We start from the raw sequence: 20993 nt of genomic DNA on the forward strand, positions 1-20993 counted from the left end.
GTGCCGCCGGGAATCGGCGAGCGTGACGTATTTCGCCCGCTCGGCGCCCCGCCGGCGCCCGCCGCCCGCCGCCCGCACGCACGCACCCCACGCACGCGGAAGGGCCCCGCACGCGCAGCGTGCGAGGCCCTTCCGTCAGGACTGCTTAGAAGTCCATGCCACCCGTCGGGTCGCCGGCCGGAGCAGCAGGGGTGCGCTCGGGCTTGTCGGCGACGACGGCCTCGGTCGTGAGGAACAGACCGGCGATCGACGCAGCGTTCTGCAGCGCCGAGCGCGTGACCTTGGCCGGGTCGATGATGCCCGCGGCGACGAGGTCGACGTACTCACCGGTCGCGGCGTTGAGGCCGTGACCCGACTCGAGTTCGCGGACCTTGGCGGCGACGACACCCGGCTCGAGACCGGCGTTCAGCGCAATCTGCTTGAGCGGCGCGTCGATCGCGACGCGGACGATGTTCGCACCGGTCGCCTCGTCGCCCTCGAGCTCGAGGGTGTCGAGCACGACGGACGCCTGGATGAGGGCGACGCCACCACCGGCGACGATGCCCTCTTCGACAGCGGCCTTCGCGTTCCGGACGGCGTCCTCGATGCGGTGCTTGCGCTCCTTGAGCTCGACCTCGGTCGCGGCACCGGCCTTGATGACGGCCACGCCACCGGCGAGCTTCGCGAGGCGCTCCTGGAGCTTCTCGCGGTCGTAGTCGGAGTCGGTCGCCTCGATCTCGGAGCGGATCTGACGGACACGGCCCGCGATCTGCTCTTCGTCGCCGGCACCCTCGACGATGGTCGTCTCGTCCTTGGTGATGATGACCTTGCGGGCCTTGCCGAGCAGGTCGAGCGTCGCGTTCTCCAGCTTGAGGCCGACCTCTTCCGAGATGACCTGGCCGCCGGTGAGGATCGCGATGTCCTGCAGCATGGCCTTGCGACGGTCGCCGAAGCCCGGGGCCTTGACGGCGACGGACTTGAAGATGCCGCGGATCTTGTTCACGACGAGCGTGGCCAGGGCCTCGCCGTCGACGTCCTCGGCGATGATCAGGAGCTGCTTGCCCGCCTGGATCACCTTGTCGACGACCGGCAGGAGGTCCTTGATGTTCGAGATCTTCGAGTTGACGATCAGGATGTAGGCGTCCTCGAAGACGGCTTCCTGACGCTCGGGGTCGGTCACGAAGTACTGCGACAGGTAGCCCTTGTCGAAGCGCATGCCCTCGGTGAGCTCGAGCTCGGTGCCGAAGGTGTTCGACTCCTCGACGGTGACGACACCTTCCTTGCCGACCTTGTCGATGGCCTCGGCGATGAGCGCGCCGATGGTCGGGTCAGCGGCCGAGATCGACGCGGTCGCGGCGATCTGGTCCTTGGTCTCGATGTCCTTCGCGTTGGCGAGGAGCTGGTCGGAGACGGCGGCGACGGCCTTCTCGATGCCGCGCTTGAGCGACACGGGGTCGGCACCGGCGGCGACGTTGCGGAGGCCTTCGCGGACGAGGGCCTGGGCGAGGACGGTCGCGGTGGTCGTGCCGTCACCGGCGACGTCGTCGGTCTTCTTGGCGACCTCCTTGACGAGCTCCGCACCGATCTTCTCGTACGGGTCGTCGAGCTCGATCTCCTTGGCGATGGAGACACCGTCGTTCGTGATCGTGGGGGCGCCCCACTTCTTCTCGAGGACGACGTTGCGGCCGCGCGGGCCGAGCGTCACCTTCACGGCGTCAGCCAGGATGTTCAGGCCGCGCTCGAGGCCACGGCGGGCCTCCTCGTCGAAAGCAATGATCTTAGCCATGTGAGTTTCTCGTCCCTCCCGGACGTCGTCATGGGGGTCGTGCTGGCACTCAGCGTGAGCGAGTGCCAACGCCGATTCTGGCACTCGCAGGGGTCGAGTGCAACACCGCCAGGAGGCGCGGCTCGAGTTCCCAGGACACGCACCGACACGAGCGACGAACGCACCGACACGAGGGACGGAAGCGACGAACGCCGGTCGCCGCACACGGACGAACGCGCCGCCCCGGACGGGACGGCGCGTTCGCGAGGTGGTTGCCGGGTCAGGCGGGACGGACCGATTCGGCCTGCGGCCCCTTCGACCCGGTGCCGACGTCGAACGTCACTGCCTGGCCCTCCTCGAGGACCTTGTACCCCGACATGTCGATTGCCGAGTAGTGCACGAACACGTCCTGGCCCCCTCCATCGACGGTGATGAAGCCGAAGCCCTTCTCGGCGTTGAACCACTTCACGGTTCCGTTGGCCATGATCTCTTGCTCCCTGCGGTGGTGCTGGTGCGGACGGCGTAGTCGCCGTCTTGGGGAGACTCTTACCGAACAATGCCGACAGGGCAAGAGGTGTGACGTTGTTTCACGTCGATTCCGACAAGAATCAACGTGCTCGAAACACGGCCGTCACAAATGCGCGCACCACGAACCGGAGAACGCGACCAGGAATGCGCCGGGAACGATCAGCCGGCGTAGTCCGCGCCCAGCACGACGCTGATGTCGGCGTTCGGGAACGCCGCCGACTGCTGCACCGCGGTCGTGCCGAGCGACTTCGCGATGCCCTGTGCCACGGCGGCCTGGGCGGCCTGCTGGTAGTACACGATCGTCGAGGTCGCCCCGGTCGTGCCGGCGTCCCCCGTCGACGTCACCTTCCACCCGGCCGAGGTCAGCGCCGCGCTGCCCTTCGCCGCGAGGCCGGTCGTCGACGTGCCGTTCAGCACGACGAGCGACGTCGCACCCTGGTCGGCCGGGGTCCCCGCGGCCGGTGCCTGCGACGCCGACGATGACGCGGACGACGACGGCGCCGCCGATGCGGACGCCGATGCCGATGCCGAAGCCGACGGCGATGCCGAGCCGGTGAACGAGTAGCTGCCGTTCAGGAGCGCGAGGGCGACGACGCAGACCCCCACGATGACACCGGTGGCGAGCGCCGCCCACGCGAACGCGATCCACCCGCGCCCACGCCGCTGCGCACCGCGGTGCGCCCCGACCCGGGGGCCGTCGGCGACGTCGTCGAACCGGTCTCGGGGGTATCTCGTCGTCATCGTTCCTCTTCACGTCCTTCGGGAGCTGCACCGGGCGCGACGAAGCTGCGCGCTGCCCGGGCACTGGTGCGCGCGTACCGGAGCCGCTGCAGCCGGGAGACCAGCTGCGGGTCGTACGCGAGCGCCGCGGGCGAGTCGATCACACGGTTCAGCACCTGGTAGTACCGAGCGGGCGACATGTCGAACTCGACCCGGATCTCCGCTTCCTTCGTGCGGTCGTGCCGTGCCCGGTCGTGCTCGAACGCGAGCACGTGCTTGGCGAGCTCGTCGAGCTCGACGGGTGTGGCGGTCACTGCGGTTCCGATCACGGTGGGGGAACGGGTCTCGCACATCGTAGGGGTGGAGGTCATCCGCACCCTGGCACGCCGCTGGACTGTCGCGAAGACCGGTCACAGGTTCGGATCGGCCAACCACCGGACGCGGACCCCGAACGGGTCCGAGACGGCCAGGGCCACACCGTCGAGCGACGCGGTCGCGAACGCGTCCGGATCCGCCGGGTCGACGTCGTCCGGCAGGGTCGCGGCGACTCCGCTGAGGATCCCCGTGCGTTCCAGCGCGATCCAGTGCACGCCCAGCTCGCGCACCCGGTCGACGAACCGCTGGCGGTCCGCGCCGGGGACGTACACGAGGGTCCCGCTCGTCAGGACGACGGGCACGACGTCGTCCGGCAGGGCCTCCAGTGCGCGGTCGAGGTCGCCAGGCAGGGTGCCCCGGATGCGGACGGGAGGCGCGGCGAGCGTCGCACGCGCAGCCTCGCGCATCAGGGCGGTGCGGTCCGTCGCCTCGGGCGGGACGGCCTCGACGAGCCGGTCGAACGCCGCGGGCCCGGCGAGGTCGATCGGGTTCGGGTCGAGGGCCACCCGCGCCCGGACCTCGATCGGACCCGCTGCCGGTGCCGGCACCGCGCCGCTGGCCTCCGCGACGAGGTGCAGGCCGGGCTCGACGGAGGCCGTGTGCATCCGGACGACCGCGGACCCCGCCCCGACGACGTAGTCGAGCGTCACCCGGTCCGGGATCGAGCACAGCCCCGCCGCCGCCCCCGCATCGACCAGGCCGAGCGGCCGCCCGACCCGCGCGGCGAGCGCCGCGAACAGCGGGACCACCGGGGCCAGGCGTCTGGGGTCGTTGGCCTGCACCGTGGCGGAGGCGAGGGCGGCGACCAGGGCGGGTCGCGCCTCCTGGACCAGCGCGCGCAGCGCACCGGGATCCGCCGGATCGGCGCCCAGGCGACGGGCGACCGCGAAGAGGAGCTCCGGCTGCCGCTTCGACTCCGGGACAGTGTCGAGCACGGACACCGTGCCGTCGTCCAGCGACCGCGCCCACGCGGCGTAGGACGGTGAGACGCCCGCGATGCGCTCCGCGTAGGCGGCGTACCGCTCCCGTGTGTCCATCAGCGACCGGGACGGTGCATGCCGACGTGACGGATGCCGGCCTCGTCGTAGGGTGCTCCGAAGCGGACGAAGCCGTGGCGCTCGTAGAGTCCGGCGACGTACTCCTGGGCGTGCAGGACGAACGGCTCGTGCCCGTGCGCATCGAGCACCGCGGCGACGAGGCGACCCGCGATCCCGCTCCCGCGGTGTCCGGGGTCGGTGGCGACCCGGCCGATCACCCAGGCGGGTGCTGCCGAACCGTCCGGGTGGACCTCGTCCGGTGCGGGTCGGATGAGCCGCAGGTACCCAACCGCTCGGTCGTCGGTGCCGAACCACCAGTGCTCGGTGTCCGCTTCACGGTCACGGCCGTCGAAGTCCTCGGCCGTGACGCGTTGTTCCAGTGCGAACACGCGGTTCCGGAGCACCACGATGCCGTACAGTTCGTCCGTCGTCAGACGGTCCCAACGGGCGTGGTGCACGGAATGTTCGGACATCGTCGCGAGTTTACCGAAGTGGTCGTCCAGCAACGGCGACAGGAGCAGGAGGAAACAATGGCATACAACGTCGACAAGTCCGACGCCCAGTGGCGCGAGGAGCTCTCCCCGGACCAGTACGCCGTCCTCCGGCAGGCCGGTACGGAGCGCCCGTGGACGGGTGACCTCCTCGACGAGGAGCGCGCCGGTGTCTACACCTGTGCGGCGTGCGGCGCGGAGCTGTTCAAGAGCGGCACGAAGTTCGACTCCGGCTGCGGCTGGCCGTCGTTCTACGAGTCGGTCGACCCCGACGCGGTGCAGCTGCTCGAGGACAACTCCCTCGGCATGGCACGCACCGAGGTCCGCTGCGCGAACTGCGGCTCGCACCTCGGCCACGTGTTCCCCGACGGGTTCGGCACGCCGACGGGTGACCGCTACTGCATGAACTCGATCTCGCTGAACTTCTCCGAGAAGAGCGAGTGAGGCCCCGGCGCGTCCGCCGCTAGGATGGGCGCGTCAGCCGGCATGGCGCAATTGGTAGCGCACCGTACTTGTAATACGGGGGTTGCGGGTTCGAGTCCCGCTGCCGGCCCCACGTGCGAAGGCCCCGGGTGGGAACACCCGGGGCCTTCGGCGCGTGGAACACGGATCAGGGGGCGTTCCGAGCGCTCGACGCGGTAACCAGCCGGTCGTGCAGCGATGGTGACACCGCACCGAACACGGTGTCCACATCCCTGGTCAAGCTCGCGGAAAGCCGCACCCGTCGGACAGCGAACGCTCAGCGGCCCCCGGTGATCTTCCGCTCGCGCTGCGCGACGCCCGCGGTGCCGTACGGGTAGTCGTCGATGCGCGGCGCGCTGACCTCGGTGAGCCGTGCGAGCTCGGCGTCGTCGAGGACGAGGTCGGCGGCACCGAGGTTGTCCTCGAGCTGCGAGACCGTCCGGGCACCGAGGATGACGCTCGTCACGGCCGGTCGGGCGAGGAGCCACGCCAGGGAGACCTGCGACCGCGAGGCACCGTGCGCATCGGCGATGTCCGACACCGCGTCGAGGACGGCCCAGGTGCGCTCGTCGCCGTTCCGTGCCTCCCACGCCTCCATCCCGCGCGCCGGGTTCTCGCCGAGCCGGGTCGCGCCGCTGGGGGCCTCGTCGCGCTGGTACTTGCCGGAGAGCCAGCCGCCGGCGAGGGGCGACCAGGGCAGCAGGCCGATGCCGGCGTCGAGGCAGGCGGGGACGATCTCGTGCTCGATGTCGCGGACGAGCAGGTTGTACTGCGGCTGCAGCGTCACGGGCGGGGCCCACCCGTGGCCCTTCGCCTCGTACACGGCCTTCGTGATCTGGTACCCGAGGTAGTTCGAGAACCCGTAGGAGCCGATCTTGCCCGCGGACACGGCGTCGTCGAGGAAGCGCAGGGTCTCCTCGATCGGGGTGAGGGCGTCCCACGCGTGCATCTGGTACAGGTCGATGTGCTCGACGCCGAGCCGCTCGAGCGAGGCGTCGAGGGCGACCCGGAGGTGCCGACGGGACAGCCCGAGGTCGTTCGGCCCGTCGCCCTGCGGGAAGCGCCCCTTGGTGGCGAGGACGACCTGCTGTGCCTCGGTCGGGTGCGCGGCGAGCCAGCGGCCGATGATGCGCTCGGACTCGTTGCCGGAGTAGACGTCCGCCGTGTCGATGAGCGTGCCGCCGGCGGCGACGAACGTGTCGATGATGGTGTGCGAGGTGGGTTCGTCGGCTTCGCTGCCGAAGGTCATGGTGCCGAGGGTCAGCGTCGACACCGATGTCCCGCTGTTGCCGAGGAGTCTGTAGTCCATGGCCGGGACGGTACGCGCGACCACCGGGGACAACGAGGACCTGGCAGTACCCGTCAGCGCTGGTCGGACACGGCGGTCTCGGTCAGGAACGTGATCGCGGCCTGGCGGAAGTCGCGCGACGTCGGCGCGTTGAAGTGGTTCCGGCCCGGGATCTCGAAGAACGAGGCGTCCGGGGCCGCCGCCGCGAGCCGCACGGCACTGTCCTTGATGCCGTCCTCGCTGCCCGCGGCCATCAGCACGGGCTGCGCGGGCGCGTTCGACGGCGTCGGCTCGATGCTGCCCCGCATCCCCTCGACCATCGCCACGAGCGCGCCGAGGTCGTTCCCCTCGACGCCGGCGGCCATCGTCAGGTAACCGTTCGTCACGCGGTCCTCGATCGGGGTGCCGTGGGCGAGGTGTGCCTTCGCCTGGTCGACCCGCACGCGCCGCATCGGGTCGGCGTCGGGGATGCCGCCGAACACCGCACGGGTGATCCGGTCGGGGAGCTGCTCGGCGGTGTGCCAGCCGACGCGGGCGCCGAGCGAGTACCCGAGGTACGCGACGTCGTCGAGCAGGTAGGTGTCGATCACGCTGACGACGTCCGCGACGAGGAGCTCCATGGAGTACGCGGACGGGTCGTGCGGCTTCGACGAGGCGCCGTGCCCGCGCTGGTCGAGCGCGACGACGCGGTACCCGGCGCGGACGAGGTCGCGCGTCCACCCGGAGGCGTGCCAGTTCAGCAGCGCGCCGGAGGCGAACCCGTGCACGGCGACGACCGCCGGCGCCTCGGGGTCGCCGAAGTCGTAGGTCGCGATCTTCAGCCCGTCCGGGGACATCACGACGCGGGGACGGGGTGCTACGGGGACGAGTGACATGTCGCCTCCAGGCTACCGGGGCACTGTGGTCGCCATGGACGGCTACGGCGGCGATCAGATCCGGGCGGCGGAGCGGCCGCACCTCGACGCGGGCGAACCGCTCATGCAGCGTGCGGCGGACGGGCTGGCGCGGATCGTCGGCGGACTGCTCGACGACCCGGCCGTGCGTCCGGCTGACGGACCGGGATCGGTCCTGCTGCTGGTGGGCAGCGGCGACAACGGTGGTGACGCGCTGTTCGCGGGGGCACGCCTGGCGGCGGACGGGAGGCGCGTGACGGTGCTGCGCGTCGGCTCACGCGTCCACGGGGCGGGCCTGGCAGCGGCGCTGGACGCCGGGGCGCGCCTCCTGGACCGCCCGTCCGACACCGGGTCGGTCCGTCCGGCCGCGGACCTCCTCGCAGCGGCCTCCCGGGATGACGCTGCGCGCCTGGCCGCCGTCGCGACCGACGCGGCGCTCGAGACGGACCTGGCGCTCGACGGGATCCTCGGCATCGGCGTGCACGGCGCGTCCGCGCTCCGCTCTCCGGCGCGCGAGGTCGTCGCGGCGATCCGTCAGCTCGCACGCGACCAGCGTGCACCGTTCGTCGTGGCGGTCGACGTGCCGAGCGGCATCGACGTCGACACCGGGGCGATCGCGGACGACCACGTGCTGCAGGCGGACGTCACGGTGACGTTCGGCGGGGTGAAGGCCGGGCTGCTCCGCGGACCGGGCGCGAGCCTCGCCGGGCGGATCGAGCTCGTCGACGTCGGGATCGGTGCGGACCTGGCGGGCGTGGAGCCGCTGGTCCGCACCTGAGACCCGGGCTCGGACCCCGGGTCAGACCGCGCCGGCGTCCACGCCGTGCTCGATGCCCGGGCGGGCCTCGAGCCAGGTGTCGACGAAGTGGCGGTAGTTCGCCGCGATGAGTCCCTCGGCGGCCTCGGTGTCGAGGTGTTCGCGGACGACGTCCTCGAGCGGTTCCTCCCAGTTGCTGCGACCGATGGCGAACCCGACGAACCCGTCCACCCCGGCGGCGGTGCGCAGCCAGTGGTCGAGCTGGTCCTCGGGGGCGTCCCGTCCGAGGACGATGCACTGCACCGCGTCCCGGCCACCGCGACGCACGGTCCGGACGACCCGTTCCGCGTCCGCGCGCTCGTCGAGGCCCTCGAGCTTCCACACGTCCGCCTCGACCCCGTGGTCCTGCAGGTACTCGATGACCTGCACGACGAGGTCCGGTCGGAGGTCGCGGTCGTAGTCCTCGACCGATGCCCGCTGCTCGTCGGTCGCCGGGACGAGCAGTTCGACCAGGAACGGCCGACCGGCGCCGTGCAGCACGCCCGCGATGTCGGCGAGCTCCGATGCCTGCCGCTCGCGGCGCTCCGCGTCGAAGTCGGGGTTGTCGCGCACGAGCACCTTCACCCAGTCCGGGTCGAAGGCGTCCACGTGCGCGATCCAGTCCTCGCCGTACTCGAGCTCGAACCACTCCCGGCCCGACCGCTCGATCGGCATCGCGAGCTGGAGGCCGGCCTCCTTGACGAGCCGGGCGACGTCGGCGCCGTAGCGCTCGTCGACGAGGACGCCGGTCCGCTCGCGGGACGCACCGGCCGCGAGTGCCGTGAGGACGCCGCGGTAGACGAGCTGCTTGCCGGCGCGCACGCGCTCGGCCTCGGCGTCGTCGAGCGGCTCACCGCCAGACTCGTCGTAGGTGTGCTCGAGGAGCGAGGACCGCTGGTCCATCGCGAAGAGGAAGAGGGGGTGGGATTCGTCGAGGACGGGCACGTCGTCCGGTCTACTCCTCCCGCCGATGCGGGCACCGAGCACCGCCCACCCGTACATTCGGGGCATGACGTTCAACGACGACTCGCAGCTCAAGGGCGGGAAGGTCAAGCGGCGCGGGCGCACTGCGGCGGTCGCGGGTGGCGGTGTCGTCGGTGTCGGCGCGATCGTGGTGCTGCTCATCAACGTCTTCACCGGCGGCGACCTCGACCTCGGCGCGCTCCTCGGCGACAGCGGGACGACGCAGATCCAGCAGCAGGGCGAGTCGGTCGACGCAGCCGCCGAGTGCCGGACCGGTCGTGACGCCAACCTGAAGATCGACTGCCGGATGGAGGGCGCGGCCGAGTCGCTGGACGGCTACTGGACGGCCGAGGCCAGGAAGCTCGGCATCACGTACACGTCGCCGGACTTCTACCTGTTCGACGGCTCGACGAGCACCTCGTGCGGCCAGGCATCGGCGGCGACCGGCCCGTTCTACTGCCCGCCGGACCGGGCGATCTACCTCGACACCGCGTTCTACGACGACCTGCAGTCGGAGTACGGCTCCTCCGGCGGGCCGCTCGCGCAGATGTACGTCGTGGCGCACGAGTGGGGCCACCACATCCAGCAGCTCCAGGGTGCCTTCGCGAACACCGACCGCTCCGGGACCGGTGCGTCGTCCGGCAGCGTCCGCGTCGAGCTGCAGGCGGACTGCTACGCGGGCGCCTGGGTCGGCGACGCCGCGACCACGAAGGACGCGAACGGCGAGACCTTCTTCGAGCCGATCACGCGTGCCGAGATCGAGGACGCACTGTCCGCCGCGAGCGCCGTCGGCGACGACAGCATCCAGGAGCGCTCGAGCGGTCGGGTCGACCCGGACTCGTTCACCCACGGGTCGAGCGAGCAGCGCCAGAACTGGTTCCTGCGGGGCTACCAGCGCGGCGCGACGGCGTGCGACACGTTCAGCGTGCCGGGTTCGTCCCTGTAGTCCGGGTCAGCAGCCCGGGTCAGTTGGACGGCGAGGCGCTCGGCGTCGCGGACCGGGTCGGGGTGGCACTCGGCGTGGGCGTGGGCGTCGGCGTCGGGGTGGCGTCGCTCGCGCCGGCAGCCGTCACCACGAAGGTCCGGAAGTCGTCGTTCGTGATCGGCGAGGTGAGCTCGTAGCGCTGCCCGTTCACGAGCACGAGGGGCGTTCCGGGGAACTCCTCGAGCGTCGACCCGGGGATGTCGCCGCCGGTCACCGCGGTGGTCCGCTCGTCGATCCACTTGCTGAAGGTCTGGTCCTCGATGCACTTCGTGATCGTCGACCGCTTCTGCAGCCCGTCCACGCCCGTGACGACCTTGGTCAGCTGCGCATCGGTCAACCCGGCGGTGCCCTCCTCCGGCTGCTTCGCGAACAGCGCCTGGTTGACGGCGAAGAACTGGTCCGGCGAGCTGTCCGCGACGCAGGCGGCGGCGTTCGCGGCACGGAGCGAGTACTTCGTGCCCTGCGACCGGTTCGAGAGGATCGCGATCGGGTGGATGTCCACCGTCGCCGCACCGGAGTCGACGAGGTTCTGGATGTACTCGCCGTTCGCGTCCTCGAACTGGCCGCAGATCGGGCAGAGGTAGTCGACGTACATCGTGATGCGCACCGAGCCGGCGGCGTCCGTCGAGGTCGGCGCGGGCGACTGCGAGGACGCCGTGACCGCCTTGAGGTCCTGCCCGATCGTGATGCCGCCCTGCGAGGTGTTCGCCGGGCCGGGGCCCGCGGGCTGCACGGAGTCGACGAGGACGAGTGTCACGACGGTCGCTGCGGCGAGCAGGACGACGCCGATGCCGATCTGCAGGCCGAGTCGGAGTCCGCGCTGGCGGCGCTTCTGCTGGGTGCGGGCACGCTGGGCGCGCTGTCGTGCGGCTTCGCGTCGTTCGTTCCGCGCGGCGCGGGCGTCACCCTCGGGGCGGTTGGTCATGCGTCGAGTGTCCTCACGTTGGTCGTCGTCCGTACGGCTTCCCCCGGCAGGCCGGACGGACCCGCCGATCGTACCGGGACCCGATGGGAACCACCCAACCCGGTGTGAGCACTGGCGCTCCCGGGGCAGATCGTGTTGTATGAACCTCGATGGTCGACGGCGACCATCCGGGGCCCCCACGGGCAACCGCTTCACTCGGATCGTCCGGCACGTACCTGCCGGTGAAGGAAGGACCGAACGCTCATGGCGTCCGTCACCTATGACAAGGCAACCCGTCTCTACCCCGGAGGCAACCGTCCCGCGGTCGACTCCCTCGACCTGGACGTCGCCGACGGCGAGTTCCTCGTCCTCGTCGGCCCCTCGGGCTGTGGCAAGTCCACGTCCCTGCGCATGCTGGCCGGCCTCGAAGAGGTCAACTCCGGCTCGATCCGCATCGGCGACCGCGACGTCACGGACGTCCCGCCGAAGGACCGCGACATCGCGATGGTGTTCCAGAACTACGCGCTGTACCCGCACATGACCGTCGCCGAGAACATGGGCTTCGCGCTCAAGATCGCCGGCGTCGGCAAGGACGAGCGCGCCACCCGCGTGCAGGAAGCCGCGAAGCTCCTCGACCTCGAGCAGTACCTCGGCCGCAAGCCGAAGGCGCTCTCCGGTGGTCAGCGTCAGCGCGTCGCGATGGGCCGCGCGATCGTCCGTCAGCCGCAGGTGTTCCTCATGGACGAGCCGCTGTCGAACCTCGACGCCAAGCTCCGCGTCCAGACCCGCACCCAGATCGCCTCGCTGCAGCGTCGTCTCGGCGTCACCACGGTCTACGTCACGCACGACCAGACCGAGGCGCTCACCATGGGTGACCGCATCGCGGTGCTCAAGGACGGCATCCTGCAGCAGGTCGGCTCGCCGCGCGACCTCTACGAGAAGCCGAACAACGTCTTCGTCGCGGGCTTCATCGGCTCGCCGGCGATGAACCTCCTCCCGGCCGACGTGGTCGAGGGCGGCATCAAGTTCGGTTCGCTCAACCACCCCATCGACCGCGACACGCTCTCCAACGCGCGTTCCGGGAACATCACGGTCGGCATCCGCCCCGAGGACGTCATCGTGGCGCAGTCGGGCGAGGGCCTGCCGGTCACGGTCGACGTGGTCGAGGAGCTCGGCGCCGACGGCTACCTGTACGGTCACGCCGACGTCAAGGGTTCGCGCGTCGACATCGTCGCCCGCGTCGACGGGCGTTCGCACCCGTCGATCGGTGACACGATCGTCGTCACGCCGAAGCAGGGCCACGTGCACGCCTTCGACACCGAGTCGGGCGAGCGGCTCGACGACAAGGCCGTCGTCAGCGCGTAACGCTGGAAGGTCCCCACAGGAGGGGGGGGGGGGGGGGGGGGGCCCCCCGCCCCCCCCCGCCTCCCGTCCGTCGCACACGTACCAGAGGAACCAACCGTGCCCGACTCGATGTCCATCACCGCCGCAACCGTCGACCCCGGACTCCTCGACCTGCCGTGGGACCTCCCACTGGCGGACTGGCCGGACGAGACGATCGTCGCGCTCCCGAAGGGCATCTCGCGGCACCTCGTGCGGTTCGTGCAGCTCGGCGGGTACGTCGTCGCCGTGAAGGAGACCGGCGAAGAGGTCGCCCGCTCGGAGTACGAGATGCTCCGCACCCTGCAGCGCATGGACGTGCCGTGCGTCGACCCCGTCGCCGTGATCACGAACCGGGTGAGCGCCGACGGCGAGGCCCTGCACCCCGTGCTCGTCACCCGGCACCTGCGCTTCTCGCTGCCGTACCGCGCCCTGTACTCGCAGACGCTGCGGCCCGAGACGGCCACCCGCCTGGTCGACGCCCTCGCGCTCCTGCTCGTGCGACTGCACGTCATCGGCTTCTACTGGGGCGACGTCTCGCTCTCGAACACGCTGTTCCGACGTGACGCCGGTGCCTTCGCGGCGTACCTGGTGGACGCCGAGACCGGCAAGCTCTACCCCGGCGGCCTGTCGAACGGGCAGCGGGAGAACGACCTCGAGGTCGCGCGCGTGAACATCGCCGGCGAGCTCCTCGACCTCGAGGCCGGCGGTCGACTCGACGAGAACGCCGACGCCGTGGACGTCTCGAACCGGATCGTCGCGCAGTACCGGACGCTCTGGAAGGAACTCACCGGCACCGAGCAGTTCGACGTCAAGGAACGCTGGCGCATCAACGACCGCGTCGAACGGCTCAACGCGCTCGGGTTCGACATCGAGGAGCTCTCGATCCACACGACCGAGGGCGGGTCGCAGGTGCGTATCCAGCCGAAGGTCGTCGACGCGGGACACCACCAGCGACGGCTCCTGCGCCTCACCGGGATCGACGCCGGCGAGAACCAGGCGCGGCGGCTCCTCAACGACCTCGACTCGTACCGGGCGCGCAACGGCCGCGACCTGCTCGACGAGGAGATGGTGGCGCACGAGTGGGTCTCGCGGGTGTTCGAGCCGGTGATCCGCTCGATCCCGCGGGACCTGCGCGGGCGGCTCGAGCCGGCCGAGGTCTTCCACGAGCTGCTCGAGCACCGCTGGTTCATGTCGCAGGAAGAAGAGCGTTCGGTGTCGCTCCCCGAGGCGACGACCGCGTACATCAACGACGTGCTCCGGCACCGTCGCGACGAGCGGCTGCTGATCAACCCGCCGACGTCGTCGATGACGCTGCCGATCCCGGTCGTCGACGACGCGGTGCCGGCGTCGCCCGACGACGTCGAGGACTGGCGAGCCGGGGTCTGACGGGCGCGGGGTCGCCCGGGCACGCGCCCCGGGCACGCCCGCGCGCCTGACTTGGTGAGCAGAAATGGTCGCCTCCCGAACCGGGAGGCGACCATTCCTGCTCACGAAGTGCGCGACTACTCGGCGCGACGGCGCCGGGCGACCTCCCACAGGGTGACGCTCGCGGCGATGCCCGCGTTCAGGGACTCCGTCGCGCTCGAGATCGGGATCGAGACGATCGCGTCGCAGGTCTCGGTGACGAGGCGCGAGAGGCCCTTGCCCTCGGAACCGACGACGATCACGATCGGACGGTCGGCGAGCTCGAGGCCGTCGAGTTCCACGTCGCCGTCACCGTCGAGGCCGAGGACGAACAGGCCCATCGACTTGAGCGACTTGAGGGTCTGCGTGAGGTTCGGGGCCATCGCGACGGGGGTCCGGGCGGCCGCACCGGCCGAGGTCTTCCACGCGGACGCGGTCACACCGACCGAACGCCGCTGCGGGACGACGACACCGTGGCCGCCGAAGGCCGCGGTGGAGCGGATGATCGCACCGAGGTTGCGCGGGTCGGTGATGCCGTCGAGGGCGACGAGCAGCGGGACCTCGTCCTTGGCGAACGCCCGCTCGACGACGTCCTCGGCCACGGCGTACTCGTACGCCGGGACCTTGAGCGCGACGCCCTGGTGCACGCTGTCGTGCCCCGTGATGCGGTCGAGCTCCGGACGCATGATCTCCATGATCGGGACGCCGCGGTGGTTGGCGAGCGCGAGGATCTCCTTGACGCGGTCGTCGACCTCGATGCGGGAGGCGATGTACAGCGTCGTCGAGGGGGTCTTCGTGCGCAGGGCCTCGAGCACCGAGTTGCGGCCGGTGACCAGCTCGGAGTCGTCGGTCTTCCGCTGCGGCGGACGACCGGTGCGCTGCTGCGGCGAGCTCGACGCACCGTGGCGCCCGCGAGCGGCCTCGAAGCGCTCCTTCGCCGCCTTGCGCTTGCCGGCGGGGTGGTACGGACGGTCCTCGGCCTTCGGCGTGGGCTTGCGGCCCTCGAGCGCCTGCGCGCCCTGGCCGCCGGAGCCGACCTGCTTGTTGCCCTTGCGGCCGGTCCGGACGGCGCCCGGCCGTCCCTTCTTGCTGCCCGAGACGTTCTTCATTGCTCTCTCCTGTCCGGCACTGCCGTTGTCAGGCGATGCTCCAGCGTGTACCTGCTGCGGTGTCCTCGATCGTGATGCCCGCGGATGCGAGGTCGTCGCGCACGCGGTCGGCCGTGGCGAAGTCGCGTGCGGCCCTGGCGTCGGCGCGTTCCTGCACGAGGCGTTCGACGAGTGCTGCGAGCGGTGCGGCCGATGCGTCGTGGCCACCACCCGACCAGTGGGCGGCTCGCGGATCGATGCCGAGCACTTCCACCATCGCAGCCACCTGATGGTACGCGGTTCCGAGCGCTTCCGCATCGTCCGCGTCGAGGGCGGCGTTCCCGGAGCGGACGGTCTCGTGCAGCACGGCGAGGGCCTGGGGCACCGAGAGGTCGTCGTCCATCGCCGCGGCGAAGGCCTCGGGCACCCCCGGGGCATCGGCCAGCCGGACGCCCTCGAGCCGCGGTGCGGCCCGGGTCAGGAAGCCCTCGATCCGGTCGAGCGCCGCCTCGGCCTCGGCCAGGGAACCGTCGTGGTGGTCGATCGACGAGCGGTAGTGCGCGGCGCCGAGGAAGTACCGGACGACCACCGGACGCGCGGACCCGAGGAAGTCCGCGGCGAAGATCGAGTTGCCGAGCGACTTCGACATCTTCTGCCCGTCGACGGAGACCAGGCCGTTGTGCAGCCAGTAGGAGGCGAACGGGTCCCCGGCCGCCGTGGACTGCGCGAGTTCGTTCTCGTGGTGCGGGAAGCGCAGGTCGAGTCCGCCGCCGTGGATGTCGAACGCCGGGCCGAGGTAGCGCCGGGACATCGCCGAGCACTCGATGTGCCAGCCCGGGCGGCCGGGGCCCCAGGGCGAGTCCCAGTTCGCCGTCGACGGCTCCCCGGGCTTGGCGCCCTTCCAGAGCGCGAAGTCGCGGGGGTCGCGCTTGCCGCGGGGGTCGGCGTCGGCGGCCTCGACCATGTCCTCGCGCCGCTGCCGGGTGAGCGCCCCGTAGGACGCCCAGCTGCCGGTGTCGAAGTAGACGTCGCCGGAGCCGTCCGCCGCAGCGTAGGCGTGCCCGCGGTCGATGAGCGTGGTGATGATGTCGTGCATCTGCGGCACGCTCGCGGTGGCCCGGGGCTCGTACGTCGGGGGCAGGATGCCGAGGGCGTTGTACGCGGCCGTGAACTCGAGCTCGACGCGGTACGCCCGGGCGAACCATGCCTCGTCGGTGCCGTGCGCGAGGTCGAGCACCTTGTCGTCGATGTCCGTGACGTTCCGCACGAGCGTGACCCGGAGGCCGCGGTGGGTGAGCCAGCGGCGCCAGATGTCGTAGACGAGCGCGGAGCGGAGGTGCCCGATGTGCGGCGACGACTGCACGGTCGGACCGCACACGTACATGCTCACCTGTCCGTCGACCAGCGGGACGAGGTCGACGACGGCAGCGGCGCGGGAGTCGTAGAGGCGAACGGTCACGCGTCCAGCCTAGGACGTCAGACCGGTCGGACGACGGCTGTCGCGATCGCGGCGAGCCCCTCGCCGCGGCCGGTGAACCCGAGACCGTCCGTCGTCGTGCCGGAGACCGCGACCGGGGCCCCGACGACGGCGGCGAGGGCGTCCTGCATCTCGGTCCGACGTGCGCCGATGCGCGGTCGGTTCCCGATGACCTGCACGGTGACGGACACGGGCGCCAGACCGGCGGCGGCGAGCATCGCGACCGCACCCCGGACGAAGACGTCACCCGCCGCCCCGGCGTAGGCGGGGTCCGACGTGCCGAACGTCCCGCCGATGTCGCCGAGCCCGCCCGCCGAGAGCAGGGCGTCGCAGACCGCGTGCGCGACCGCGTCGCCGTCGCTGTGGCCGGAGAGCCCCGCCTCACCGGGGAAGTCGAGCAGCCCGACCCGGCACGGGGACGCCGCGTCGAACGCGTGCACGTCCACCCCGAGGCCGACCCGGGTGTCCACGGGGGTGGCGGCGCGGGCACGCACGATCGACTCGGCACGACCGAGGTCCCACGGGGTGGTGATCTTGAAGGCGTCGGCGTCGCCGGGGACGAACCGCACGGTGCCGCCCGCTGCCTGGAACACCCCGGCGTCGTCGGTCTCGGCCTGCTGCGACACCGCGTACGCCTGCCGGAGCGCGGCGAGCGGGAAGCCCTGCGGCGTCTGCACCCCGACGAGTGCTGCGCGGTCGACGGTCTCGACGACGACGTCCCCGTCGACGCGCTTGATCGTGTCCGTGACGGGCAGTGCGGGGACGAACCCGGCACCCGCCCCGTCGTGCAGCGAACCGGCGACGGCATCGAACACCCGCTCGAACTGGGCTGGTGGCGTCAGACAGCGCGCCGCGTCGTGCACCAGCACCGCGGTGACGGAGTCCGGCAGCACGGCCAGGCCGGCCTCGACCGAGGCATGGCGATCCGCGCCTCCGGGGACGACGGCCGTGTACGCGACCGCAGCCCCGGCGACGGACGCGACCACCTGTCGGCAGTCATCGAGGAGCGCCGCCGGCGCGACCACCACGACGAGCGTCGGCGACGGCAGGGCGAACAGCGGCTCGAGCGCCCGCGCGAGCATCAATGTGCCGGCCACGGGGACGAACGCCTTGGCCGTCCCGATGCCGAGCCGCGTGCCAGAACCGGCCGCAACGACGACGACCGCCCTGTCCACCCCGTGGGGGAACAGAACGGTCGAGGACGTGTTCAGTGGTTCGGTGCACTCAGGAGGCGAGGACCTCGTCGAGGACGGTCGATGCCTTGTCCTCGTCGGTCTTCTCGGCCAGCGCCAGCTCGGAGATCAGGATCTGCCGCGCCTTGGCGAGCATCCGCTTCTCCCCCGCGGACAGGCCGCGGTCCTGGTCGCGGCGCCAGAGGTCGCGGACGACCTCGGACACCTTGATGACGTCACCGGAAGCGAGCTTCTCGAGGTTCGCCTTGTAGCGACGCGACCAGTTCGTGGGCTCTTCGGTGAAGGGGGCACGCAGGACCTCGAACACCTTGTCGAGGCCTTCCTTGCCGATCACGTCACGGACTCCGACCAGGTCGACGTTGTCCGCCGGGACCTCGATCGTGAGGTCACCCTGGGTGACCCGCAGCTTCAGGTAGACCTTTTCCTCACCCTTGATGACGCGCGTCTTGACTTCAGAGATGGTTGCCGCCCCGTGATGGGGGTAGACGACGGTCTCGCCGACCTCGAATTGCATGTATCAGGCTCCGTTCCGAGACACCCAGTTTACCACAAGCGTTGTTCGGGTAAGGGGCGCCTAACAACTGGCACCCCCGCTGATCGGTAGGATGGTGCCGGACCGTCCGGTCCACAATCGTGATCTTCCGGAGGAATCTCTTGCGAGCTCGGGTACTCGTGTCCGTCGCCGTTGCGGCAACCATCGCGCTCGGCGCCACCGGCTGCGAGTTCATGTCGCCCGCACAGACGACGGAGATCAAGCAGATCACCGACGGCGTGAACGTGTCGACCGGCAAGGTGGACATCCGCAACGCGCTCCTCATCGCGGACGACGCCGACGGCGCCCGGTTCGTGGGCACGATCGTGAACAACGCCGAGCGGGACGACATCACCCTCTCGATCGAGGTCGGCGGGGACACCCAGACCGTCACGGTCCCGGCGAACACGCACATCGACCTCGGCGGCGCCGCGGAGCCCTCCGAGCAGGCCACCGCCTCGACGGAAGAGGGCGACGGCACCACGCAGGGCACGGCCGCCGGCGACTCGCGCGAGGTCGTCTTCGACGACGCCGACACCAAGCCCGGCTCGCTGGTCAAGGTCTACTTCTCGTACTCGGGCGCCGAGGGCGTCTCGGCGAGCGTCCCGGTGCTGACCAGCCAGCAGGAGGAGTACGCGACGCTCGCGCCGACCTCCTCGCCGGAGCCCACCAGCGAGATCACCCTCCCGGTCGAGACGCCCGCGGCCACGCCGACGGACGACGCGACGCAGGACGCCGGCAACTAGCAGCAGACGCACGCACAGGAGGCGGGGGGGGGGGGGGGGGGGGCGCCGCGGCCCCCCCCCCCGCGGGGGGGCGCGCCCCCGCCCCCCCCCCCCCCCGCCTCCTGTGCGTCAGCCGACCTCGCGTCAGCCCTCGATGCGGTAGCCGAGCCCGCGGACGGTCACCAGGATCTCCGGCGCGCTCGGCACGCGCTCGATCTTCGAGCGGATGCGCTTGATGTGCACGTCCAGGGTCTTCGTGTCGCCGAAGTAGTCGGAGCCCCACACCCGGTCGATGAGCTGCCCCCGGGTGAGCACGCGCCCGGCGTTGCGGAGCAGCAGCTCGAGGAGCTCGAACTCCTTGAGCGGCATCGGCGTCTCCGAGCCGTCCACCGCCACGGTGTGCCGCTCGACGTCCATCCGGATGCCACCGACCTGCAGGATCCCGCTGTCCGCGGGGTCGTCCTCGGTCCGGCGACGCAGGACCGCACGGATGCGGGCGAGGAGCTCGCGGGTCGAGTACGGCTTCGTCACGTAGTCGTCCGCGCCGAGCTCCAGCCCGACGACGATGTCCACCTCGGAGTCCTTCGCGGTGAGCATGATGATCGGGATGTTCGAGCGGGTCCGGATCTGTCGGCAGACCTCGGTGCCGGAGAGTCCCGGCAGCATCAGGTCGAGCAGCACCAGGTCGGGGTTCTCCGCGTCGAACTTCGACAGCGCGGTCACGCCGTCCGCAGCGACGGAGGTGTCGTACCCCTCGCGCTGCAGCAGGAACTCCAGGGGCTCGCTCAGGGCCGGCTCGTCGTCGACGATGAGGATCTTGGTCACGATGGCTGCTCTTCCAGTTGCTCTTCGAGTGCTGTGGTCAGTTCTGGGTCCGCCTCGGGCAGGCGGATGGTGAAGGTCGAGCCCTTGCCGGGCTGCGACCAGACGCGCACGTCCCCGCCGTGGTTGCCGACGACGTGCTTCACGATGGCGAGGCCGAGGCCGGTGCCGCCCGTGGCACGCGACCGGGCGGGGTCGACGCGGTAGAACCGCTCGAACACCCGGTCGAGGTCGGCCTCGGGGATGCCGACGCCCTGGTCGGTCACCGCGATCTCGACGAAGCCCTTCGCGGACCGGACGCCCACGCCGACGCGGGTGTTGTCCGGGGAGTACTTGACCGCGTTGGCGATGAGGTTCGACACGGCGATCTGCAGCAGGGCGGGGTCGCCCATCACCCGCAGCTTCGACTTCTTCGCCCGCACGAGTTCGATGTCCCGGGCGCGGGCGACGATCTCGTTCGCGTCGACGGCGGCCTGCACGATTCGGTCGATCGACGTCTCCTCGCTGTTCTCCAGCGTGTCGACGGACTGCAGCCGCGAGAGTTCGATGATGTCCTTCGTCAGGGCGGCCAGCCGCTCCGACTCGGTGACGAGCTGCGCGGCGAACTTCCGCACGTGCTGGGGTTCGTCCGCGGCGGCGACGAGGGTCTCGGAGAGCAGGCCGATCGCGCCGATCGGGGTCTTCAGCTCGTGCGAGATGTTCGCGACGAAGTCCCGCCGTACCTCGTCGATGCGCCGGGTCTCGGTCAGGTCGTCGGCCGTGACGAGCACGTACCGGTTGCCGAGCTGCGCGGCGCGGAAGCTCAGGTAGCCGATCTGGTCGCTGCCCCGGCCACGGGGCAACTCGAGGTCCTCGGCGCCCATCTCCCCGCTCTTGCGCACGCGGTCGACGAGGTCGACGAGCTCGCGGTGCACGAGCTTCCGCCGCACCACCAGCCCGACCGTCAGCGCCTGTGGCGAGGCAGCGACGACCGTGTTCGAGGGGTCGACCACCACGGCCGGGTTGTGCATCGTGGCGATGACCGCGGCGACGCCGTCGGGCAGGGTGCGTTCCGCCACGTCGGCAGCACGAGCCGTGCGCTCGGCGGTGATGATCAGCACCACGACGCCTGCTCCGAACACCCCGCCGAGGAGCATCGACAGTGGCACGAGCCACGCGTTGTCCATGCCGTCAGTGTAGGGAT

22 protein-coding genes and 1 tRNA gene are annotated in these 20993 nt (G+C 71.0%); 7 read left to right on the forward strand and 16 right to left on the reverse strand.

Going from position 1 to position 20993, the window contains the following annotated elements:
- Window positions 1-145: 145 nt before the first annotated feature.
- From groL to WFH25_RS06975, 6 genes are all read right to left on the reverse strand, one after another.
- Window positions 146-1765: a chaperonin GroEL gene (groL, locus tag WFH25_RS06950; RefSeq protein WP_070417818.1), complete on the reverse strand. Its 1620-nt coding sequence runs from the start codon at window positions 1763-1765 to the stop codon at window positions 146-148.
- A 259-nt stretch (window positions 1766-2024) separates the two neighbouring features.
- Window positions 2025-2228, reverse strand: coding sequence for a cold-shock protein (locus WFH25_RS06955; protein WP_022903461.1), 204 nt, complete (start codon window positions 2226-2228; stop codon window positions 2025-2027).
- 203 nt (window positions 2229-2431) lie between these two features.
- On the reverse strand, window positions 2432-3013 hold the full coding sequence (locus tag WFH25_RS06960; RefSeq protein ID WP_336697232.1) for a LytR C-terminal domain-containing protein: 582 nt from the start codon (window positions 3011-3013) through the stop codon (window positions 2432-2434).
- Window positions 3010-3306, reverse strand: a complete 297-nt coding sequence (locus tag WFH25_RS06965; RefSeq protein WP_229085283.1) for a DUF3263 domain-containing protein — start codon at window positions 3304-3306, stop codon at window positions 3010-3012. The genes WFH25_RS06960 and WFH25_RS06965 overlap by 4 nt, the downstream gene beginning before the upstream one ends.
- A gap of 96 nt (window positions 3307-3402) precedes the next feature.
- Complete coding sequence (locus WFH25_RS06970) at window positions 3403-4404, reverse strand: DUF2332 family protein (protein ID WP_336697233.1); 1002 nt, start codon at window positions 4402-4404, stop codon at window positions 3403-3405.
- Entirely contained in the window at window positions 4404-4877 is a 474-nt protein-coding gene (locus WFH25_RS06975) for a GNAT family N-acetyltransferase (RefSeq protein WP_336697234.1), read from the reverse strand. The genes WFH25_RS06970 and WFH25_RS06975 overlap by 1 nt, the downstream gene beginning before the upstream one ends.
- A 57-nt stretch (window positions 4878-4934) precedes the next feature.
- Between WFH25_RS06975 and msrB the strand changes: the two genes are divergently transcribed.
- Both msrB and WFH25_RS06985 read left to right on the forward strand, forming a co-directional pair.
- Window positions 4935-5339: a peptide-methionine (R)-S-oxide reductase MsrB gene (gene msrB / locus WFH25_RS06980; protein ID WP_070417813.1), complete on the forward strand. Its 405-nt coding sequence runs from the start codon at window positions 4935-4937 to the stop codon at window positions 5337-5339.
- A gap of 36 nt (window positions 5340-5375) precedes the next feature.
- Window positions 5376-5451: transfer RNA gene (locus tag WFH25_RS06985), tRNA-Thr, on the forward strand.
- Window positions 5452-5634: 183 nt separating this feature from the next.
- Here the strand turns inward: WFH25_RS06985 and WFH25_RS06990 are convergent.
- Window positions 5635-6666, reverse strand: a complete 1032-nt coding sequence (locus WFH25_RS06990) for an aldo/keto reductase (RefSeq protein ID WP_070417812.1) — start codon at window positions 6664-6666, stop codon at window positions 5635-5637.
- Between the two features lie 53 nt (window positions 6667-6719).
- On the reverse strand, window positions 6720-7520 hold the full coding sequence (locus WFH25_RS06995) for an alpha/beta fold hydrolase (RefSeq protein ID WP_336697235.1): 801 nt from the start codon (window positions 7518-7520) through the stop codon (window positions 6720-6722).
- Window positions 7521-7554: 34 nt separating this feature from the next.
- Between WFH25_RS06995 and WFH25_RS07000 the strand changes: the two genes are divergently transcribed.
- Window positions 7555-8316, forward strand: a complete 762-nt coding sequence (locus WFH25_RS07000; RefSeq protein ID WP_336697236.1) for an NAD(P)H-hydrate epimerase — start codon at window positions 7555-7557, stop codon at window positions 8314-8316.
- A 21-nt stretch (window positions 8317-8337) separates the two neighbouring features.
- Here WFH25_RS07000 and WFH25_RS07005 read toward each other — a convergent pair whose 3' ends face one another.
- Window positions 8338-9345 carry a 2-deoxy-5-keto-D-gluconate 6-phosphate aldolase domain-containing protein gene (locus WFH25_RS07005; protein ID WP_336697237.1) on the reverse strand — a complete coding sequence of 336 codons (1008 nt, stop codon included), beginning with the start codon at window positions 9343-9345 and terminating at the stop codon, window positions 8338-8340.
- Here WFH25_RS07005 and ypfJ point away from each other — a divergent pair.
- Entirely contained in the window at window positions 9344-10243 is a 900-nt protein-coding gene (ypfJ, locus tag WFH25_RS07010) for a KPN_02809 family neutral zinc metallopeptidase (protein ID WP_336697238.1), read from the forward strand. The genes WFH25_RS07005 and ypfJ overlap by 2 nt on opposite strands.
- Before the next feature lie 19 nt (window positions 10244-10262).
- On the opposite strand, the gene WFH25_RS07015 is transcribed toward ypfJ, so the two are convergent.
- Window positions 10263-11207: a DsbA family protein gene (locus tag WFH25_RS07015; RefSeq protein ID WP_336697239.1), complete on the reverse strand. Its 945-nt coding sequence runs from the start codon at window positions 11205-11207 to the stop codon at window positions 10263-10265.
- Between the two features lie 243 nt (window positions 11208-11450).
- On the opposite strand from WFH25_RS07015, the gene WFH25_RS07020 reads away from it, so the two are divergent.
- Both WFH25_RS07020 and WFH25_RS07025 read left to right on the forward strand, forming a co-directional pair.
- Complete coding sequence (locus WFH25_RS07020; RefSeq protein ID WP_070417806.1) at window positions 11451-12551, forward strand: ABC transporter ATP-binding protein; 1101 nt, start codon at window positions 11451-11453, stop codon at window positions 12549-12551.
- Window positions 12552-12647: 96 nt separating this feature from the next.
- Window positions 12648-13955 carry a DUF4032 domain-containing protein gene (locus WFH25_RS07025; RefSeq protein WP_092385133.1) on the forward strand — a complete coding sequence of 436 codons (1308 nt, stop codon included), beginning with the start codon at window positions 12648-12650 and terminating at the stop codon, window positions 13953-13955.
- A 116-nt stretch (window positions 13956-14071) separates the two neighbouring features.
- On the opposite strand, the gene rlmB is transcribed toward WFH25_RS07025, so the two are convergent.
- The 4 genes from rlmB to WFH25_RS07045 are packed head-to-tail and all read right to left on the reverse strand — an operon-like array spanning window position 14072 to window position 18245.
- Complete coding sequence (gene rlmB, locus WFH25_RS07030; protein ID WP_070417805.1) at window positions 14072-15082, reverse strand: 23S rRNA (guanosine(2251)-2'-O)-methyltransferase RlmB; 1011 nt, start codon at window positions 15080-15082, stop codon at window positions 14072-14074.
- A 28-nt stretch (window positions 15083-15110) separates the two neighbouring features.
- Window positions 15111-16520 carry a cysteine--tRNA ligase gene (cysS, locus tag WFH25_RS07035; protein ID WP_336697240.1) on the reverse strand — a complete coding sequence of 470 codons (1410 nt, stop codon included), beginning with the start codon at window positions 16518-16520 and terminating at the stop codon, window positions 15111-15113.
- Between the two features lie 17 nt (window positions 16521-16537).
- Window positions 16538-17713 carry a 2-C-methyl-D-erythritol 4-phosphate cytidylyltransferase gene (gene ispD / locus WFH25_RS07040; RefSeq protein WP_336697241.1) on the reverse strand — a complete coding sequence of 392 codons (1176 nt, stop codon included), beginning with the start codon at window positions 17711-17713 and terminating at the stop codon, window positions 16538-16540.
- Between the two features lie 49 nt (window positions 17714-17762).
- A complete protein-coding gene (locus WFH25_RS07045) occupies window positions 17763-18245 on the reverse strand; it encodes a CarD family transcriptional regulator (protein ID WP_017888066.1) in 483 nt (160 codons plus the stop codon).
- A 140-nt stretch (window positions 18246-18385) separates the two neighbouring features.
- Between WFH25_RS07045 and WFH25_RS07050 the strand changes: the two genes are divergently transcribed.
- Complete coding sequence (locus WFH25_RS07050) at window positions 18386-19009, forward strand: hypothetical protein (RefSeq protein ID WP_336697242.1); 624 nt, start codon at window positions 18386-18388, stop codon at window positions 19007-19009.
- Between the two features lie 123 nt (window positions 19010-19132).
- Here the strand turns inward: WFH25_RS07050 and WFH25_RS07055 are convergent, their stop codons facing one another.
- Window positions 19133-19813 (reverse strand): response regulator transcription factor, encoded by a 681-nt coding sequence (locus WFH25_RS07055; protein ID WP_022906624.1) that lies wholly within the window; start codon window positions 19811-19813, stop codon window positions 19133-19135.
- Complete coding sequence (locus WFH25_RS07060) at window positions 19810-20976, reverse strand: sensor histidine kinase (RefSeq protein WP_070417801.1); 1167 nt, start codon at window positions 20974-20976, stop codon at window positions 19810-19812. Before WFH25_RS07060 ends, WFH25_RS07055 begins: the two co-directional genes overlap by 4 nt.
- Window positions 20977-20993 lie beyond the last annotated feature (17 nt).

It is taken from the genome of Curtobacterium sp. USHLN213 (assembly GCF_037144815.1).
Lineage (GTDB): Bacteria > Actinomycetota > Actinomycetes > Actinomycetales > Microbacteriaceae > Curtobacterium.